This window comes from Chitinophaga sp. RCC_12 (genome assembly GCF_041360695.1).
In the GTDB taxonomy this organism is placed as follows: Bacteria; Bacteroidota; Bacteroidia; order Chitinophagales; family Chitinophagaceae; genus Chitinophaga.
The window spans coordinates 314,643-333,042 of sequence record NZ_JBFUPS010000004.1; the positions used below are offsets into that span (position 1 = coordinate 314,643).

Sequence of the window (18,400 nt, forward strand, 5' to 3'; positions counted from 1 at the left end):
TTTTAATTAATCATTACTACGCCTCCCTGTATGATGGTGGCAGCAGAAGAAGAGAGGGTGGCAGAGGTGTTACCGGTGGCGCTGAGCGTGGTGTCGGCCGACATTGATAGTGTGGCGCCGCTCATTTCCAGTGCGGTAGTGGCGGCAACGTTCACCGACATGCCATTCAGTTTGAGCTGCCCCGTGGCCTGCAACGTAAGGTCGCTGGCGCTTTTTATGGTAACCCCTGCCGGCGCCATGGTAATGCTGTTACTGCTCTGGTCCTGGATCACTATTTCCTGCGACGTGTCGTTCAGTGCAACACTGTTGCCTCCCGGCGTAATCACGGTGATGATTTTGTTCTCATCATCAAACGTAATTTTCAGCTGGCTCTTTGTATACAGCGCCTTGATGTAATTATTATTATCTGCGGGAATTACCGGCGGTGTTTTCATCTTGCCGTATAAGGAGCCGATGATCACCGGGTAACGTGGATCATTTTCAATAAAAGCCACTACTACTTCATCGCCTACTTCCGGGAAAAAGATGGCGCCTGCACTGGCGGTGGCATAGAACGTAGACAGCCGGGCCCAGGTGCCTTGCTGACCGGTAGCGGTACTTGCCAGCATCACCTGCACGCGGTACTCTGCAGCGGGGTCCTCAGAAATGGCCACTACCGTGCCCAGCTGAAGTCCTTGTATGGCCGGCAGCTGCCCGTTTGCCGGGGAGTAGGAAAAATTTTCCCTTTCATAAATAGGTTTGCTGTTCAACCCGAACTTTGCGTTGGTATTCCAAACGCCTTCCTTCAGGGTATGTGTTACGGCCCACACATAGGCGTTACCGTTAAAGCGTGCGCCTACGCCGGCTAAGGTGATCAAAGTGTTAGGCCATACGGTGGCGTTGCCCATGAAGGATACCTGCCCGCTGATGGATTCCAGCCGCATACGAAGCAGGGTGCTGTTAGCCCATGATTGTAAAGTTTCCTGTGCCAGCGGTGAGTTAGATACCAGCTGCAGCGGTGTTTGATGCAGCGAGGAAGCCAGTGTGGTGGCTTCCAGGTTGCCTTGCGCATTCAGCGCAGGTTCCGTGGCGGTAGCGGTGATCATAGCCAGTGTTTGCGGATCCCATGCGGCAGCGGTGAGGGAAGGCACCTGTTTCTCGGCGCTTACAGAAGCGTTGAAGCTGATCAGGGATTCACCGAAAGCCACGGATACTACCGGCTCTCCGCTTACCACCGGAGGGGCCGCCACTATTTTGGCACCTACCAGTGATACCACGAAGCCGTTAAATTCCGCGCGTGATAACAGGAAATCCCAGTCGGTACAAAATTTCTGAAACACCAGTTCGTTGAGCGCGCTGGTACTTTGTATGTCGCCGCTTAAACCATTATTACTAACGGTGGTGGACATGATGTCGCTATCTGTTTGATTGATGAACACCGCATCTTTTTTGGTGATGGTCATCTGTACGGCGCTGTGCTTACAGGTTACAATCAGGTGAAAACCCTGGTCGGTGGCCTGTATGGACTGCTTCACCACCACGCCGGTGAAAATCAGTTCTTCACCGGTATTGCCATATCCGGCAGTAATGGTGATGGTGTTACCCGGTAAAAAGCTGTCGCTGTCGCTGGCGGGAAAATCGCCGATCACACCTGTAGATGCTTTCGCCGTAGTGCCATCAGACAACATGATTTCTGCATAGGAGATCCGGTTCAGTTCATGATGTATTGTTACAGATATGACAGGGTACGTGTATTGCACGGCGGTGCCGTTTGCCGTGATGGTATACTGCAGGGTAGGATCTGCTATATTGATAGGTACAACTGCTGCCATAGGAATTTATTTCTTTAGCGGGGGAAAATAGAGTCCGTCGCCGGGTTTAATATCATGGATACTATTCAAACCATTTACCCTGGCCACTTCCATGTAATAACCGGGTTCGCCGTAAATGCGATAGGTCATTAACGGCAGGGTATCGCCGGCCAGTACGGTCCGCATATGTGTAAGGTCCGGGGATGACACACCGGATTCTTTTATTTTCGTTGCAAAGGCTACCGACTCTATCACGGTGAGTTTGATCACTGCGCGCAAAGCCGCGCCGGTAGTGCTGAACAGGCTGTATTTGATGTTGATGTTTTTACATACGCCTGTAAAGTTGGTGTTTCCCCAGGTAATGCGCAGGTAGTTGGGGCGATGGTCTGTTCCCTGGTAGTTATACGCGATGTTCATCACTTTTTCGATATAAGCGTCTACTGTTAATCCGCCGGGAATAGGGATTACGCCGGTTCCATCCACCAGCAGTTCGAGGTCGAAGTTACCCGACTCCATGCTGCTGAAAATTTGTGTAGGCGCTACTGCGCCCTGCTCATCTGTGTTTTTGTAATTGATGGTATAGTTGAGCGTATAATTGTCCGGGTTGATTACGGCGGATACACTGTCGATCAATTCCGTCGCTTCCGGATCTGCATAGCCTGCCAGTAATAATTTCGTGGGTCCTCCTGTAGGGTTCATCTTGCGGGTAAGTTCTCTATGGTAGTAATTAGTTTATCCATGCATTCCCTTACTATCTTATCTTTCAGGGCTTGCAGGTCTTTAACGCCGGTATGGCCTGTTGCCTGCGGGGGATGTTCTTCTATGGTGACTTTGATCACCAGTTCTCTTATTTCCAAAGGCATAATTAACCGATTTGTTGAAAATAATCATAGCATAGTTCCAGGGTTTCCAGGGCAATAACGCTTTCCTGCGCTTTGAATTCTGATACTTTCAATGCTACGGGATAAGCATTTACAAATTGCCATGAAGCTACCAGTCCACGGTTTGCATTCATCAGGCTTACTACTACCGCTACGGGCGAGAAAGTAAAAAGATTAATACTGTTCTGCGCCCAGCGTATCAGCGGTGAGCCGGTGAGCATGCCTCTTTTGAGCACCAGGTTACCATATTTTGGCGCCTGCGGAAGGCGATGGATAAACCTGTTTTCTCCTCCTTCTTTTACTTCCAGTGGCGTAATGGTAGCGGTTAGTCCGCTTACTTCCTGGAAGCTGCCTTCATTGCTGCCGGTGATCCCCGGCACCATTACCCTGAAATAAAATCCCACCGGCGGATAAAAGGGCGTTTGGGCCGACGACGGTGGTGGTGGTGGAATAGGCATGACAATTTATTTGAAGCCGTGAATAAGCGGAGTAACGGATAACGAAGTCATTCCTGCGGCTTCGCTACCCGTTGTCCGTTTTTATTTGGTTAAATGCAGTCCTTCATGCGCTACTTCCATGGTTTCCACTGCCACTTCATTGGCATCGGATTTCATATCGGTAACGGTCATTTTGCAGGGAAACGCATTGGTCAGTGTCCAGTTCATCGCGGTTTGCCCGGTTTCATCCAGTAAACTGATCACGATGGTGGAACGCTTGATGGTATTCATTTTGATGAGATCATAATTATCCCACAGGGTAGTATCTCCTTTGAAGATACCTTTCTTCAGGGTGATATTATTGAACTTGGCGATCCCCGGCATTTTTACTACCGAGTATACAGGATTACTGCCGCCGCGGTATTCTATTACCTGTGTTTCAGAAGTAAGCCCGGTTACTTCCTGGAATATGATCTCTTTGCCATCCCACATGACTTTGAAAGAAAACTTTACCATAGGCCAGGTGGCCTGTGATTGGGTGGAGCCGTCATCTGCCATAATTGCAAGTTTTAAAAGTTATTGAATAAATTTTTAGTTGCGGATTAAGATTCCTGCATTTGTTGCTGGAAGGTGATGATGATAAATTCAGCCGGACGTGTAAGCGCTACTTTCACGGTGATCAGCATCCTGCCTTCCAGGATGTCCTGGGGTGTCATAGTAGCACCAAGACCAACCTGTACATCGAAAGCCTGCTCTGGTGCGGCGCCGGCCAGTGCGCCCTGTTTCCAGAGGTTTTGCAGGAAGTTGTTGATCATGCTTTTTACCGTGATCCAGGTAGTGGCATCATTGGATTCAAACACATAAGCGCGGGTAGCCAGTTTTACGGATTGCTCAATCATGATGAGCGTGCGCCGCACGTTGATATAACGCCAGTCGAGGCTATTGCCATCCAGTGTTCTGGCGCCCCATACCAGCGTGCCTACGCCTGTAAATGGCCTGATCACATTGATAGATTTTCCTGCCATGATATCCACGTTGAGGTTTTTTTGTTCCTCACCGGAGATGTTAACCGTGGGGGCAGTTACCATGCTCACCGATACATTGGCAGGGGCTTTCCATACGCCGCGTGAATTATCTATCAGCGTATAGATGCCCGCTAATGCTCCACTGGGGGGCAGTTCGTTCATCTGCGCACGCACTTCCTCGAGGATATGCACGTAGGTAGGACTGGCAGCCTTCAGCGACTGATGGAAATTCTTTTTGGTATTTTTGTCGGGTGTGGCGTTAGTTTTAAATTTGGTGATGATCTGCGCAGCCGCTGGTTCGGGTAATAATTTTTCCAGGTCCACGCTGGCATCCAGGTTTTCAAAGTCCACTTCATCCGGCTGCACAATAGTAGTTTTCAGCCAGGGATGATAGGCAGCGCCGTAGTTGAGCGAGTTAACGCCAATCTGTTCCCGGAAAACGCCTACCACATCTTCCAGCACGTCCGATGGTTTTTGTTTTACCAGGTCGAAGATGCCGAAGCGGCTTTGCATGTTGGCGCAATGCTGTAATACCTGTGAGTACACCGTAGTATAGGCATCTGCTCCCAGTGCAATGATGTCGGGCATTACAATCAGCGTGGGTTCCGCTTCTTTTTCCAGCAGGGTAAATACATTGGGCTTGGTGTCCGAGCCAATGAAATCATCTGCTGCAATGGTAACGCCATCAGCTCCACTGCCGTAGGTGCCAACCGACAGGATGTAGCAGAGGCTTCCGCCGTTGCCGAAGAAAAGCCGCATACTGTTGTAGAAGTAGGCCGTGTTATTGTCTTTAATCTGCACCACGGTGGGTTTTCCGTTGATGTTAAAGGTTTCCTGCTTCACCTTGGGATCTGCGTCCGCCAGCGTGAATTTAGGTTTGAACTCACTGCCAAAGTATTCCAGGTACTCTGCGAAAGACGTGATCCTGGTGGGCTTGTGGATAAGGGATTTACCATTCCTTTCTGCTTTCTGCGTATAGCCTATGAACACAGGCACTGCAGTTTCCACAGCGGTAATGGAACTGGGGAACGCATTTTTCTCCTCAATATAAACCCCAGGGGTCATGAAGGTTGATGCCATATTAGGTGATTTTTTGTTTAGTATAAAAATATTTCCGAGTACGTTTTTCCATTGGTATACCACGATCTTCCTGCAGCAGATATCCTGTTGACTTCCGGCGACGGGAGCGGGGAGATGATGATCTTATGTTTGTTATCTTCCTCCGGTAACCGGTTTGCCAGTTTTAGTATGTCAGGAGTCCTATCTGAATGAGGGATAGGATCATTTGATACCAGTACCGGTACTTTACTTCGCTCAGGCAGCGTTGCCAGCAATGGCTCGCTGAAACAGGAAGTTCCGCTGTTGTTGAGGATTACCGGGTGTGGCAACGCTGCCAGCTGCTCACTCATCAGGTAGTAGCACCAGTAGGTGCTCCGGGCCTGAAACCTGATCTCATAGTTATCCTGTAGGGATTCATTCAGCACCAATGTCAGCAATCCGAACGGTTTTGTAAAAAAAGGTTCCGTCAGCGTATCTGTTCCGTATAGGTCTGCTGCATCAGCATATGGATGCCGGTGTAAAACGCCCGGTGTATTGGTGGCATCATTGCCAAACATAAAGCATTGGGTAGTAATGCTGCCGGCATCAATAGCAGTATAGTTATAAAACAGCGGATCTTTCAGGATCACTTCAAAGGTTAGCGTGGTATTGTCCTGCAGTAAGTCCCTCCTGGTGCGCTTTCCAGCGCCCAGTGTGTTGTATAGCAACAGGAACCCGGATGCCTGTTGTTTAAGCATCAGATCTGCATTCAGTAACTGTTTTCCAATAGCGGCAGACATGCGGATGCCTAGGCCTTCGTAGGATAGCGCCTGGAAAAAATCATGACGATAGCGGATAGTAGTCAGTATTTCATATTGCTGTTTCATTCAAGTTTTTAAAACTAGCTAAGGATAACATTTATCTCGCCGGTAACATTTCTCCGGCAGTGCCCGCAACGGCTGGCCTGTATTCTTTGATGATGGAATCGTCGAACGTAAGCATGCGCACTTTGTACAAAACGGATGGCATGTACTTGGCGCCCAGCGTGGCCCACATGTTGTTTAGCCTGTCGGCTCCGGGACTTTCCAGTTCAAAGGCAAGCTTGCTGATGCCGGCATCTAACGCAGGTGTATTCTGTGCGGTAAAGGTATTTTTCGACTGAAAAAAGGCGACGGTGTAGGAAAGAAATCTTAAAGCCTGCGCGTAGTTATTGCTGCTGAAGTAAGCAGAAAATAATACATAGAGGTTCACGGATACTGCTGCTGCCGAGGTATTGTACATGCCGGCACCGGTATTTGAAACGGATGTTCTTGCTGTCTCTTTTTCAACATTGACAAGCGTTACAAGCATTTTGTTTTCACCCTGTATCGCTACGGAACCATCCTGGTTTACAATACCGGAAAGTATCACTTTATCTTCGTTGATCTGTAATTTTCGCTTCAGGTTATTGTTAATATCTTCTGTAACACAGCTAAGGGCCTCATAGATCATTGGAATTGTATTTAATTCTTATCGCGAGATGTATACTGTCCTGTAAATTGTCCGGGCTGAAAAGATGTTCGTTATTTTGAGAAATGAAATTGAGTTTTCATGTTGATATCGCAATATAAATTCAAAAAAGCGATTTATTTATTTTTATTTGAAAAAATATTTTTCTATCTTTTATTATCTTAAGCATCCTGATGAATCCCGCTCAAAAAATAACCGCCCTCATAATTGCATTCCTCGTTTTTTTTCATTGCAACAGCACCGTATACGGCAACAACAGGAGTGTGCGCCATTATTTCCAGGAGTCGCCCGTTAAATTACCAAAGCCGCCAAAGCCGCCACCAGCGCCTAAGTTGCCGAAGCTGCCAAAGCTGCCATCGGATACTGCCGCTAACACTAAACTCATACAACGAATTTTAAAAGCCTTTCGCTTCCGACATAATGCTCACGCGCGCGAGCGCGCCCGCGTTTTATATATCATCAACCAAACGTTAACAGATTCACTGGTAGTTAGTAAGGATGACATACGGAAATTAAACGAGGCATTAACCAAAACAGAAAACCAGCAGTTTGATTCGCTGATGTCATTACTCAATGCCATTGCATTAAGTCATGCTTCCCAACCTGCAAATCCGCCGGCCGATACCAGCAGTAAAAAACCGGTGCAGGAACCGGATAGTGCGGTGCCCGGAACTGATCTTGATGCCCTGGTGGATAAGATGATGCCCATCCTGCAGAAAAAGAGTGAGGAACAGGAAACAGAAAATACCAAAGCCGCTCATCTTACCGCTATCCGCTCATTGTACGGACGGCCCCCCGACCAGGTAGATACATTGCGGCTGAGCGATAGTGTAGGTGCACGTTACCTGCTCCGGCTTTCACAAAAAGTAAATGTAATGGGTATCCAGCCTTACTGGATGGAGGAGGGATATACGACGTACAATTTTAATGCGCTGAGTACTTACAGTTTCCTCGGATACCTGGTTGATGGCCAGACTGGCCGCATCCAGCCTGCCTTTCAGCAGGATGAAGTAAAGTCTGTTGGGGATGCGCTGTCGGCAGGATGCAACCTGCAGTTTCTTTTTCTTGATAAGAAAAGCAGCAACATACTCGCCCTTCTCAAAAATAAAAATGCACAGGCAACGTTTTCGGATAGCCTTGCCCGTTTGTTGGTGCAGCAAAAGGCAGATGGGGTTACTATCTATTTTCAGGCACTGCCTAATAATCAACGCGCCGCTTTCAGCAGCTTTATCATTGGGCTTTCCGGTACGTTGAAAAATGTAAATAAAAACTTTAAAATTAATGTAGTTGTACCTCCGTACGATCCTTCCTATAACTACGATCTGCGTGCACTTCACAACTATGTCGATTACTTTATCATTGATTTTACACAGGCGGGTGGCGAAACGGCAGGACCGCTTGCACCATTGGATGGCAATGCCTCAAAGTCTTTAACAGGCGCTGTTTCGCGTTACCTGCAAGGTGACATTCCGCCTGCACAACTTTCCTTGTTACTGCCTTACTACGGCGCCGTATGGAAAAAAGGAAGAGACGGCAACCCGGATGTTTTCAGTCGCTATGTTAGCTACAGCGATATCCGCAAACAATACCCTTCAGATACTGTTGCCATCTTCGATGAAACTACTGCTACTTTTTTTATAGAAGTAAAAGATCAGTATGGCGTAGTAAAGGAGGAGATCTGGTTTGATGATGGCATCAGCATGTCGATGAAGTATGATTTTGTAATGAAGAATGAATTGGGTGGCATCGCAATATGGACATTAGGCGCCGATAACGGTACCACAGATCTGTGGGATGCACTAGTAGATAAATTTGTGGTAACAGACACGCTTGTTCTCGATACGGTATCGCTGTATCCTCCCATCCCACAGCATCTTACGTTCTGGCAGCGCATAAAAAGAGAGTTGGGCATATACGCTATACTATTCAAAGATCCATGCAGCGTGGATGCCTCGCAGTATGAAGGGGATGTTTACTTTATTTATTTCACCATCGGCTTTTTTATTTTAGTGCTGATGGCTGGTGCCGTGTACTTTTACTTTGTAAAAACACAGGGGGACGACTGGAAGTGGCGAAAGAAATTATTGATACTATTGATTGTACTCATCCTGCTTACGGTGGTCAGTGGCTTTATGGCGCTTTTTCTAAATAAAGAGATACCGTTTGTAGGAATCAGCAGCGTACCAGGTCAGTGTCACAGCGTGCCGCTAATGAGTGTGCTGGCCATACTGGGCATTGGTTTTGTGCTGGGATTATTGATCATGCACTTCTTCCTGCAACCATTTTTTAAGGATGATGATGTACCGTAGAGCGTAGGTTGTCTTACTCAGGATTACGCTGATTTTACTGATTAGCTGGATTTTTACTTTTTTGATTTTATAAAGGATTAAGGGAGATAGAAGCGGATATTCGCTCTTATCTCCCTTAATTATTATTTTAAGAAAATCTGAAAATCAAAAAAAATCCAAAAGTAAAAATCCAGGTAATCAGTAAAATCAGCGTAATCCTGAGTAAGACAACCTACGCGTTTACTTCTTATTCCACCACACAGGCTGGCTGATATACGTCGGGCTACTGGCAGTAGGGTCTGCATTCAGTACCTGTGTGCTGTTGTAATTGATTTCATAGCTGGGTACCGCAAAGCGGCGTGGCCAATCGGTTTGGGCCGGGTAATACAACGTGTTAACATGCGCCGGACGTTTAAATCCTTTATAAACGCCGGTTGTTTCGTTATAGTTTCCGGCGGCGTCGGTGCAGTAGTTTAACCGGCGCAGGTCTGCCCAGTTTTCAGGAGAGTACGACAACGCAATGTATTTCTGGATCATGATATTGCTGAGTGTGAGCAATGCCGGCAGCTGTACTACAGAGCTGCTGTTGAGGAATGCGTCGATCGTTCCGGCTGGGATGTCCAGCAGTTCCATATGGGCGCGGATACCTGCTTTATAGGCTGTTAATGCCTCTGTGTTTTTAGCCTGCTTAATAAGAATTTCCGCTTCAATAAAACGCAGTTCCGCGTTGGTAAACAATAATCCTTTGGCGCCTCTTTTTGTGTACCAGGTACCGGTGGATTGTATGCGGTCGGTGGCGGTTGGCGCATACGGTGTTTTACGCAGGATCACATAAATAGAATCCTTGTTGGAGAAGGTATTGTTAGCCGTACTGTAGGTGTATGACAATGGACCTGTATTGGTAATGCCGGAAGTCATATCTACGCCCTGTGTGCGATGCAGTACGCCGTTCCGGTCGGCCATGCTTGGAATGAGCAGGTCTACTCTTGGATCTTCCATATTATTGATGCCTGTAGGGGCGCCTGTATAATTATTGGTGAGGTAGTCCATGTACAACTTGGTGATCCTGGCGGTGGTAGCCGTATTCGTGTATTGCAATGCTTCTTTGGCAGAAGAGGTGACGGTTGGACCTTCATCTACATATTGCATCACGGCGCTTTGGTCTTTCGACTGTGCGCCTTTTGAAGCGGCATCCAGTACGGCCTGCGCGTTGAAGCCGGGTAATGCGGAGGTGTGGTTTAACCAGCGTGCTTTTAAGCCATAGGCCAGGCGGATCCATTTGTCGGTGCTACCGTTGTTGAGGATATCTCCTTTGGCCAGCGGAGGCGCGGTAGGTCCCTGTGTTTTCTGCAGGTCCGCAATGGCTTCATCCAGTAGTGCCAGCACCTTTTCCTGAACGTAGGATGCCTGGTCAAATTTCGGCGTGATGGTAGTGGGATCATCGAACTGGTCATATGGCAGCATGCCGTATACATCTGCGAGGGTGCCAAAGCCCCATGCTTTCATGATTTTGGCAGCGCCGATATAATGATAAGCCTGTACTTTTTCTGCGGCGGTGATGAGTGGCGCCACGTTTACGGCAGTATTTACATACCAGCATTGCCACGGCCATTGTATGTTGGTGCTGTTGGATACCCAGGCGGTAAGGTTGTAGTTACTTCCGCCGCTGGCGTATACGGAAGCCAGTTGTTGTGAAAGATAGGCTGCACGGGTGCCGGTGCTTTCATATGCATCGCAGAACTGGGCGATGAGTGGCGGCAGTCGTTGTTCGGCGGTGGGTACAGATGAATTGGCGCTATTGGGATTGTCGTTGATATCCACCCATTTCTTACAGGAGGCAAGTACAAACGACAGGCTGATGATAAAGAATATTTTTTTCATTTTCCGCACGTTTAGAATTTAAGATTTAAACCAATGGCAAATCCTGCTGTGGCAGGTACTCCGCAATAGTCGATGCCGGAAGAGCCGGAGCCTATTACGCCGGCGCCGGCAGCACTGGTTTCAGGATCCATGCCAGAGTAGTTGGTCAGCAGCAACAGGTTGGTGCCGGTAGCGGTTATGGTGGCATCCCTCAGCCAGCGTGCGCCGCTAAGCCATGTTCTGGGAAGTGAGTAGGAGAGGGAAACAGAACGGAGTCTCATCCAGTTTACTTTTTCCAGGAAGAAAGGCGCGTTCTTTACATACACATCGCGATAGTATTTCTCCGACTGCACCACTGTTTTCGTTACCGGTTCAAATTTTCCTGTGGTGGGATTTTTAGCCACACCGCTGAAGGAAATTTCGCTGTTCCTGTTTTCGGTACGTTCACTCAGGCCGTAGGAGGTCAGCAGGTAGTCGGTGCCGTTAAACACATCTCCGCCCACCCTGAAATCCCAGAGGAAGGAAAAGTTAAATTGCTTATAGGTAAAGCTGTTGTTCAAACCTCCGAGGAAGTCGGGCTCACGGTTACCTATATACGTAGTAAGAGCAGTAGTGGGAATCGGGTAGCCGGTATTCCAGTCGAGCAGCAGGTTGCCGTTTTCATCTTTCTGCCATACGGAGCCGCTTACGCCCATAAACACGCCGCCATCAAAGGATGCAGCCTGGCCTACTGCGAGGTGCACATCAGTTACATACAGGATAGGCAGGGAGCCCGGCAGGGATTTTACCACGCCGTTGTTATGCGAAGCGTTCAGCATTACGTCCCAGCTGAAATCTTTTTTCTTTATCGGCGTGGCGTTAATAGATATTTCAATACCCTTGTTTTCAATGGTACCGGTATTCACCGAGCTGAGGATATAACCGGTGGCATTGCTTACGCGGGGCGTGAGGATCTGGTCGCGGCTGGTGGTAACATACCAGGTGAAATCAAATCCGAGCCGGCCGTTGAGGAAACGCATTTCGGTACCAAATTCTGTGGAGGTGGTTGTTTCCGGTTTCAGGTTATCGTTTCCTCTCGACCAGTAATTGCGGAAGCCACCGCCAATAGTGAGTTCAGGCCCGAACAGGTAAGTGTTGGTCTGGTAGGTGGGAGCGTCTTTACCCACCTGCGCCCAGGAAGCACGCAGCTTACCAAAGCTCAGGATATCGTTTTTGGGGATCAGTTCTGTAAACACCAGGCTTCCGCTTAATGAAGGGTAGAAGAACGATTGGTTCTGGGATGGCAGGGTAGAGGCAATGTCGTTACGACCGGTAGCGCTCAGGAATACAATGTTCTTGTATGACAAGCGCAGGTCGCCATAGAAGCCGGCCAACCGCCTGCGGCTGATTCCCTGGCTGATGTACTGGTTTTCCTTGGCAGCATTGTTAATGCTGATAAAGGTGGGTATCTGGAAACTTTCTGCGCGGGCAGAATTGGATTTTGTGTAGCTGTCTTCTGTGGTAGTACCCAGCAGCAGGCTGGCATCCCAGTCTTTATGAAAGGTTTTGTGGAAGTTCAGCATCAGGTTGGAGTTTACGTAATTGTAGTTCCGGTCTGTTTCAGACAGCATTCCTTTCTGCCAGCCTTCTTTAACACTGGAGCCGGGGGAAATTAAATTACGCAGCTGTGTATAGTAGTTATCTATGCCCAGCCGGTAGGTAGCGTCAAACCAGCTGGTTACTTTTACATTTACATAAGCAGAACCGATAAAGCGGTTGGTTTTATCCGACTGCGGGTTACGGTTAATGATCCAGTAAGGATTATCGATATCGGTATCCAGCGGAATATCGGGTAGCAGCCGGTGCTTGGAGCCATCTGCATTCAGCCATACTTTCATATCATCGTTCCGTGGCCAGGCTACAATGCTTTCCATATAACCGGAACCACCGGAGGCCCATAAGCCGCTTCCGGTAAGTGTTTTCTGCGTTTCACTCCGGGCGTAGGTAGCATTTACGCCAAACGTAAAAATGCCGATCTTCTGTTCACCGTTAAACCGCACGGTAGAACGGTTGAAATCTGTGGAGGGCACTACACCTGATTGGTTGAGGTTAGACCCGGAGAGATAGAAGTTGCCGGTGGCCGTACCTCCTGAAATGGTGAAGCTGTTATCAAACGCATTGGCTGTTTTGAAGAAGTCTTTCATGTTATCATAGATCTTCTCTCCCGGGTCAAATTTATTTCCCCACGACATCGCCGTTTGATCGGTAAAGGTGCCGTTATAGCTGGAGCCTTGTTTATAGATACTTTGCTGTTTGGGCAACCGGTTTACCCAGTTGGTAATATAGCGGCTGGTAACGGAGCCGGCCACATTTCCGGTGGTACCTTTTTTGGTGGTGATCACGATGGCGCCGGCCGCAGCACGTAGACCATAAAGCGCAGCAGCAGCGGGGCCTTTCAGTACGGAAATGGACTCAATATCTTCCGGGTTGATATCCATGGCGCGGTTACTATAAGTGGTGCTCTGGTTGATAGATCCATCGAAGGCGCTATTGTCGCCCTGTCCGGTGGAGTTGTCCATTGGCATACCATCAATGATAAACAGCGGCTGGTTGTTTCCTTCCAGGGAGGTGCCTCCGCGGATAATAATTGAGGCAGACGCGCCGGGTGCGCCACCGGAGTTGGTGATGTTCAGGCCCGCAATTTTACCGTTGAGGGAATTTACCAGGTTAGGATCTTTGTTTTTCAGCAGTTCAGCCGACTTGATGTCCTGCACGGCGTAACCCAGTGCTTTTTTTTCTTTTTTGATACCCATACCTGTAACGATCACCTGTTCAAGGGAGCTGGCGCTCGTCAGCATTTTTACGTCGATTGTCGGGCTTTTCCCGGTAGGAATGCGCTGGCTTTCATAGCCGATAAAAGAAAATTCCAGGACTTCTCCCGGAGTTACCGCAATGCGGTAATGCCCTGTAGCATTGGTTTGTGTATTACGGTTGCTACCTTTGATTCTGACGGTGACGCCAGGCAGGGGATTACCGTCATCGGCTAACACAATGCCGGTAATAAGTTTTTGCTCCTGTGCAAAAGCAATGTTGGGCAACATCAGGAATACCAGCGATAATATCGCCAATAACCGGAGAGGATTTCTCATGTTCTGTTGTTTTAAATGAAGCTTGATATTTGGTTGAAACTATACGCGTGTTTAGGTTTACAGGTTGTTACAGGATCTTGTTTACAAATAGGTACGAACTACGATTTTGGTTAAACTACATAGTACGGGTAACTAAAAATGACGATTCTCTATAAGCATAAACTTTCACTAAGGTAATGGCAAAAAACATTCAGAGTTAATATTAAATTCACCTGTTTTCTATCTGGTTTTTAAGATGACGGTTAAATAAAAGTCCTTTGGGACACGGTTATTTCCCGGATGCTTCATCCATGGGTCAAACATGGGTATATCATGGATCATCCATGCGGTTTTAATACTGTTAGCATGCACTCCTCATGGACTTCCCATGCACTCCCCATGCACTCCCAATGCACTATCTCCTATTTTGGGGGCGGCGGAGCCCGGATTAAAATGATAACCGATATCAGTATAACCGGGTATCCTGCTCATATTGATAGAACCCAATACAGTACCGGAAAAAAAAGGCAACGCCATCTAAAAAAGCAGGGTACTTTATCCTGTTAATCTGTGTAATCCTTATAATGATTCGCATTATTTTTATTTTCTTTTTCTCCCTGCCCTTTTTTGCAATGGCGCAGCAACAGAACCCAGATACCACTAAACCCAGAAAATTAAAGGAAGTAAGGGTAAAGGCACGCTGGCAGAACAGGCATGCGGCGTTAAATAAGCAATATGTCATCCGGGAGGAATTCAGGGCCATAGAACATTATACTTTTGATCTCCGGGACCCCATCAACCCCGGCAGGGAATACTTTGCGCTGGATTTTCTGAACCGGGAGTTGCCGCCCGGGTGGCAATCCAGCAGCGTGCTTTCCTGCTCTTCCGGGGTACAATATTTCATAGACGAGAATGAAGTGCCTGCGGCCATAGTGGCCATGCGCCCGCTATCGGATTTCGCCTACGCAAAAGTATTCCAGGATTTACATCCGCCTTGTCCGTGTATAGTATTATATACCAGGAAGGGAGAAGATCTGAGGCGTAAATAACAGGATACCAACCGCTCACCTGAACTGCTTTCTCAACTTGGCAAAATATTCCTTAACGGCCCCGGCTTTATCTTTTTTTATCTTTTTTCCAAGTTCCCTCCGCGGGCAATTTACATTGTATTTTGCCCCCCAATCCATTATTTCAATGATGATGGGCAACAGGTCTATTCCTTTTGGCGTAAGACTGTAAAGAAACTTCGACTTATTCGCCGGTGATACCCGCTTTAACAGGATACCTTCTGCTTCCAGCACGCTCAGCCTGTTCGACAAGATATTGGTGGCGATCTTTTCTTCCGACTCCAGGAACTCACTATAAGACAATTTCCCCCTGAGCATAATGTCCCTGATGATCAGCAGCGACCACCGGTCTCCAAAAACATCCAGTGAACAACTGATGGGACAATCCGACCTGACCTTTTCCATACTGACTGAATTTAAAAAGTACTTGCAATTTACAATAACTTTCTTATTTTCACTTGCGAAATGCAATAACTAATGTTGCGATTCCTGATTCTTTAAAAATAGAAAAAATGGAAAACTCCACGTCAACAAAACAATTACTCGAAATTTATTACAATGGCTTTGCCAGGAAAGAAGGATGGGAGGCGGTCATCTCCGACGATTTTAAATTCACCGGCGGCGATATGACAAAAACGACGCCTGCTGTTGGAAAAGCGGCGTACATAGAAGTGATTAAAAGATTTTCACGGGCATTCAAAACAATGCGGGTGAAAGAAATGATCATAGACGGTGAAAACGCCTGCGTAATTGGAAATTACGATTTTATATTTCCCGACGGAACAAGTATCAATGGCGATGTAGCGGAGATCTGGAAAGCAAAGAACGGAAAACTGGATGCACTGACCATATTCTTTGATACGCTTACTTTTGACAAGCATATCCCCAAATAAATTTTATGGCCTACAGTGAAAAACTGGCGGATAAGATCCGGCAGGCACTCGCACAACTACCTAATGTTGAAGAGAAGAAAATGTTTGGCAGGATCGCGTTTATGGTGAATAATAAAATGTGCCTGACAGCAGGCCCCGGGCAGATGATGTGCCGTATTGACCCCGGGATTCATGAAGAGGCGATAAAAAAAGAAGGCTGCCGGACAGTGGTCATGAAAGGACGGGAGTACAAAGGATTTGTGTATGTAAATGAAGAAAATCTTAAAACGAAAAGAGATTTTAATTACTGGTTAACACTTGCCCTTGAATTTAATAAGCAGGAAAATACACCGGTAAAAGGTAAGAAATAAAATCGCTATAGATGGTTACCAGGGCAACCTGGGGCAGGAGGGGCATGCAGTTTCCCGCTGGCAAGGCAAATTTTTTGATAAGAAAAAAAGGACTAAATTTACCTTGTACAGGGAACTTAATGAAAAAAGAAAATGAGCTAAATAGTGAACAAGCGCTCTTCCGGCTTATTGCTGAAGGGGATGAACCGGCCTTTAAAGCGCTTTTTGAATGCTACCGCTTGCGTTTATTCGCATTCGCTCTCCAGTTCACTCATTCCAGGACCGATGCAGAGGAGGTAGTGCAGGAGGTGTTCCTGAAAATCTGGAAAAACAGGTTAAACCTCGCCAATATCCAGCTTCCACAAAAGTATATCTATACCATGACGCGCAACCAGGTGTTTGATCATCTCTCACGGGTGGCAAGGAATAAGCGTTTGCATGAACAGGTATGGGCAAATATCCATGAAAGCGGCGATTACACCGAGCAGGCAGTGCTGGCAGCTGAAACGGCCAATATCGTTCAAAAGGCGGTTAACGGTCTTTCCAGCCGCAAGCAGTCCATCTACTACCTCAGCCGCCGGGAAGGGTTAAGTAACCAGGAAATAGCTGTGCAACTGGGCATTTCCGTGCCTACCGTTAAAAATTCCCTCGTGGAGATCCTCCGTTATATCAGGACCTATATGAGCAATCAGTACGAATCCTCCGTCCTGATCATAGGCTTCCTGCTCTCTTTCTTTCTATAAGAAAATTTTTTTGCATTCAACCGGTACGGTTGCCTTTATTAACAGTCTATATACCGGAGGAAGTATTTTCCTCTCACGTTTTATGACAGAAAAGGTAATTCCCGCTTATGACAGGCTGCAGTACCTGTTACAGCAATATACACGAAAGCGCTGTACTCCTGAAGAAATGCAGGAGTTGTTCCGGTACCTGGAAAACCCCGCGGTGAGGGAGCTGTTCAATAATATAGTGGATAAAGATTTTGAAGCTCCCGGAGTTGCGGAGGACGGTGAGGAGATCGATTGGGAGTTCATGTACAATAAGATCGTCCTGGGGGAGGCTCCTGCTAAAAGAACCAGGATCTTCAATCTTTTGAAAATCGCTGCTGCCGTATTAATCCTGGTTTCAGCAGGCTGGGCATGGTCGCATTTTGCTGCCCGTCGTGCGGCGCCCGTTTTAGCACATGTGCAACCGCAGGGAGATGCATTGCCTGCGGCGAATAAAGCCGTACTGATACTGGCAGATGGTAATACCGTGAACCTCGACAGTGCCGGCAGCGGGGCTATTACCCGGCAGGGCACTGTTAACCTGAGCAAGGCGCCGGGGCATCTTTCCTACGCCGCAGCAACAAACGGATCCGGCAGTCCTATCTATAATAAGGTGGCAACGCCCCGTGGCGGCATCTTTAAACTTACTTTATCCGATGGCACCAACGTATGGTTGAACAGTGCCTCTTCTATCCGTTTTCCCGTTGCTTTTTCAGACAAGGAACGCACCGTGGAAGTTACCGGGGAAGTATATTTTGAAGTGGCAAAGCAGGTGGTAAAAGGCAACCCGGTTCCTTTTTTCTGTAAAGCCGGGAACATGGAGGTTGCCGTGCTGGGTACGCATTTTAATATCAACGCCTATAATAATGAAACGGATATAAAAACTACTTTGCTCGAAGGCGTCGTCAAAATAAAACAGGGTGCAAATACAAAACTGTTGCAACCCGGACAACAATCCCTTGTTGGAAAAGACGGTCAGATTACGCTTTCAGATCATGTAAATATGGACGAAGTAATGGGCTGGAAGAACGGCTATTTTGTTTTTGAAGAAGCAAATATCGGCCAGATCATGCGGGAGGTGGAAAGATGGTATAACCTCGACGTGGAATATGACGGCCCGCTACCGGATGGCCGTTATAACGGACGGATATCCCGTGCCACCAAAGTATCGCAGGTGATGAAGGTATTAGAATTAAGTGGCATCAACTTCAGAATTACAGGAAATAAAATCATCATTAAGTCCCGATAGCACAAATTAATATCAACCAAAAGCTATGTCAGCGAGAGTTTTCATAATGTACTCAGGATAGTCATGGTCCTGATCCACTTACTTATTGTAATAGTTCAATAAAATGCCGCTTCATGTGCGAGATGAAGCGGCGGCGCCTGAACTAAACGGAATTCCTTTG

17 protein-coding genes are annotated in these 18,400 nt (G+C 47.4%); 6 read left to right on the forward strand and 11 right to left on the reverse strand.

The features are described 5' to 3' along the window. Positions 1–2 precede the first annotated feature (2 nt). The 8 genes from vgrG to AB6805_RS14460 form a co-directional block, all read right to left on the reverse strand. Positions 3–1,811, reverse strand: a complete 1,809-nt coding sequence (gene vgrG / locus AB6805_RS14425; protein ID WP_370910130.1) for a type VI secretion system tip protein VgrG — start codon at positions 1,809–1,811, stop codon at positions 3–5. 6 nt (positions 1,812–1,817) lie between these two features. Continuing rightward, positions 1,818–2,489, reverse strand: coding sequence for a hypothetical protein (locus AB6805_RS14430; RefSeq protein ID WP_370910131.1), 672 nt, complete (start codon positions 2,487–2,489; stop codon positions 1,818–1,820). After that, on the reverse strand, positions 2,486–2,653 hold the full coding sequence (locus tag AB6805_RS14435; RefSeq protein ID WP_370910132.1) for a DUF5908 family protein: 168 nt from the start codon (positions 2,651–2,653) through the stop codon (positions 2,486–2,488). Before AB6805_RS14435 ends, AB6805_RS14430 begins: the two co-directional genes overlap by 4 nt. A gap of 2 nt (positions 2,654–2,655) precedes the next feature. After that, positions 2,656–3,129: a phage tail protein gene (locus tag AB6805_RS14440; protein ID WP_370910133.1), complete on the reverse strand. Its 474-nt coding sequence runs from the start codon at positions 3,127–3,129 to the stop codon at positions 2,656–2,658. Positions 3,130–3,210: 81 nt separating this feature from the next. After that, entirely contained in the window at positions 3,211–3,666 is a 456-nt protein-coding gene (locus AB6805_RS14445; RefSeq protein WP_079467630.1) for a phage tail protein, read from the reverse strand. Between the two features lie 44 nt (positions 3,667–3,710). Further along, the gene (locus AB6805_RS14450) at positions 3,711–5,213 is read right to left on the reverse strand and encodes a phage tail sheath family protein (protein WP_370910134.1); all 1,503 of its coding nucleotides are present in this window, start codon (positions 5,211–5,213) and stop codon (positions 3,711–3,713) included. Between the two features lie 17 nt (positions 5,214–5,230). Continuing rightward, complete coding sequence (locus tag AB6805_RS14455) at positions 5,231–6,058, reverse strand: hypothetical protein (RefSeq protein WP_370910135.1); 828 nt, start codon at positions 6,056–6,058, stop codon at positions 5,231–5,233. 31 nt (positions 6,059–6,089) lie between these two features. Then, positions 6,090–6,662, reverse strand: coding sequence for a DUF4255 domain-containing protein (locus AB6805_RS14460; protein WP_079467627.1), 573 nt, complete (start codon positions 6,660–6,662; stop codon positions 6,090–6,092). Between the two features lie 578 nt (positions 6,663–7,240). On the opposite strand from AB6805_RS14460, the gene AB6805_RS14465 reads away from it, so the two are divergent. Continuing rightward, the gene (locus AB6805_RS14465) at positions 7,241–8,989 is read left to right on the forward strand and encodes a glycosyl hydrolase family 18 protein (RefSeq protein WP_370910136.1); all 1,749 of its coding nucleotides are present in this window, start codon (positions 7,241–7,243) and stop codon (positions 8,987–8,989) included. A 219-nt stretch (positions 8,990–9,208) separates the two neighbouring features. Here the strand turns inward: AB6805_RS14465 and AB6805_RS14470 are convergent, their stop codons facing one another. Next, complete coding sequence (locus AB6805_RS14470) at positions 9,209–10,849, reverse strand: SusD/RagB family nutrient-binding outer membrane lipoprotein (RefSeq protein WP_370910137.1); 1,641 nt, start codon at positions 10,847–10,849, stop codon at positions 9,209–9,211. A gap of 11 nt (positions 10,850–10,860) precedes the next feature. Next, positions 10,861–13,956: a SusC/RagA family TonB-linked outer membrane protein gene (locus AB6805_RS14475; RefSeq protein ID WP_370910138.1), complete on the reverse strand. Its 3,096-nt coding sequence runs from the start codon at positions 13,954–13,956 to the stop codon at positions 10,861–10,863. Positions 13,957–14,519: 563 nt separating this feature from the next. On the opposite strand from AB6805_RS14475, the gene AB6805_RS14480 reads away from it, so the two are divergent. Continuing rightward, a complete protein-coding gene (locus tag AB6805_RS14480; RefSeq protein ID WP_370910139.1) occupies positions 14,520–14,984 on the forward strand; it encodes a hypothetical protein in 465 nt (154 codons plus the stop codon). A 15-nt stretch (positions 14,985–14,999) separates the two neighbouring features. On the opposite strand, the gene AB6805_RS14485 is transcribed toward AB6805_RS14480, so the two are convergent. Beyond that, positions 15,000–15,407, reverse strand: a complete 408-nt coding sequence (locus AB6805_RS14485) for a winged helix-turn-helix transcriptional regulator (protein WP_370910140.1) — start codon at positions 15,405–15,407, stop codon at positions 15,000–15,002. Between the two features lie 107 nt (positions 15,408–15,514). Here AB6805_RS14485 and AB6805_RS14490 point away from each other — a divergent pair, with 107 nt between their 5' ends. From AB6805_RS14490 to AB6805_RS14505, 4 genes are all read left to right on the forward strand, one after another. After that, positions 15,515–15,895 (forward strand): nuclear transport factor 2 family protein, encoded by a 381-nt coding sequence (locus AB6805_RS14490; RefSeq protein WP_370910141.1) that lies wholly within the window; start codon positions 15,515–15,517, stop codon positions 15,893–15,895. Between the two features lie 5 nt (positions 15,896–15,900). Next, a complete protein-coding gene (locus tag AB6805_RS14495) occupies positions 15,901–16,245 on the forward strand; it encodes a TfoX/Sxy family protein (RefSeq protein WP_370910142.1) in 345 nt (114 codons plus the stop codon). A 119-nt stretch (positions 16,246–16,364) separates the two neighbouring features. Next, the gene (locus AB6805_RS14500; protein WP_370910143.1) at positions 16,365–16,967 is read left to right on the forward strand and encodes an RNA polymerase sigma factor; all 603 of its coding nucleotides are present in this window, start codon (positions 16,365–16,367) and stop codon (positions 16,965–16,967) included. A gap of 82 nt (positions 16,968–17,049) precedes the next feature. Continuing rightward, positions 17,050–18,240, forward strand: coding sequence for a FecR family protein (locus AB6805_RS14505; RefSeq protein ID WP_370910144.1), 1,191 nt, complete (start codon positions 17,050–17,052; stop codon positions 18,238–18,240). The last annotated feature ends 160 nt before the right edge of the window (positions 18,241–18,400 follow it).

What these genes read in the sequence shown, in the direction of transcription:
- AB6805_RS14440 (WP_370910133.1), bottom strand. Translation starts at nt 3,129, where the DNA reads ATGCCTATTCCACCACCACCACCGTCGTCGGCCCAAACGCCCTTTTAT.
- AB6805_RS14445 (WP_079467630.1), bottom strand. Translation starts at nt 3,666, where the DNA reads ATGGCAGATGACGGCTCCACCCAATCACAGGCCACCTGGCCTATGGTA.
- AB6805_RS14505 (WP_370910144.1), top strand. Translation starts at nt 17,050, where the DNA reads ATGACAGAAAAGGTAATTCCCGCTTATGACAGGCTGCAGTACCTGTTA.
- AB6805_RS14450 (WP_370910134.1), bottom strand. Translation starts at nt 5,213, where the DNA reads ATGGCATCAACCTTCATGACCCCTGGGGTTTATATTGAGGAGAAAAAT.
- AB6805_RS14475 (WP_370910138.1), bottom strand. Translation starts at nt 13,956, where the DNA reads ATGAGAAATCCTCTCCGGTTATTGGCGATATTATCGCTGGTATTCCTG.
- AB6805_RS14490 (WP_370910141.1), top strand. Translation starts at nt 15,515, where the DNA reads ATGGAAAACTCCACGTCAACAAAACAATTACTCGAAATTTATTACAAT.
- AB6805_RS14500 (WP_370910143.1), top strand. Translation starts at nt 16,365, where the DNA reads ATGAAAAAAGAAAATGAGCTAAATAGTGAACAAGCGCTCTTCCGGCTT.
- AB6805_RS14430 (WP_370910131.1), bottom strand. Translation starts at nt 2,489, where the DNA reads ATGAACCCTACAGGAGGACCCACGAAATTATTACTGGCAGGCTATGCA.
- AB6805_RS14495 (WP_370910142.1), top strand. Translation starts at nt 15,901, where the DNA reads ATGGCCTACAGTGAAAAACTGGCGGATAAGATCCGGCAGGCACTCGCA.
- AB6805_RS14455 (WP_370910135.1), bottom strand. Translation starts at nt 6,058, where the DNA reads ATGAAACAGCAATATGAAATACTGACTACTATCCGCTATCGTCATGAT.
- AB6805_RS14465 (WP_370910136.1), top strand. Translation starts at nt 7,241, where the DNA reads ATGTCATTACTCAATGCCATTGCATTAAGTCATGCTTCCCAACCTGCA.
- AB6805_RS14485 (WP_370910140.1), bottom strand. Translation starts at nt 15,407, where the DNA reads ATGGAAAAGGTCAGGTCGGATTGTCCCATCAGTTGTTCACTGGATGTT.
- AB6805_RS14470 (WP_370910137.1), bottom strand. Translation starts at nt 10,849, where the DNA reads ATGAAAAAAATATTCTTTATCATCAGCCTGTCGTTTGTACTTGCCTCC.
- AB6805_RS14460 (WP_079467627.1), bottom strand. Translation starts at nt 6,662, where the DNA reads ATGATCTATGAGGCCCTTAGCTGTGTTACAGAAGATATTAACAATAAC.
- AB6805_RS14435 (WP_370910132.1), bottom strand. Translation starts at nt 2,653, where the DNA reads ATGCCTTTGGAAATAAGAGAACTGGTGATCAAAGTCACCATAGAAGAA.
- AB6805_RS14480 (WP_370910139.1), top strand. Translation starts at nt 14,520, where the DNA reads ATGATTCGCATTATTTTTATTTTCTTTTTCTCCCTGCCCTTTTTTGCA.
- vgrG (WP_370910130.1), bottom strand. Translation starts at nt 1,811, where the DNA reads ATGGCAGCAGTTGTACCTATCAATATAGCAGATCCTACCCTGCAGTAT.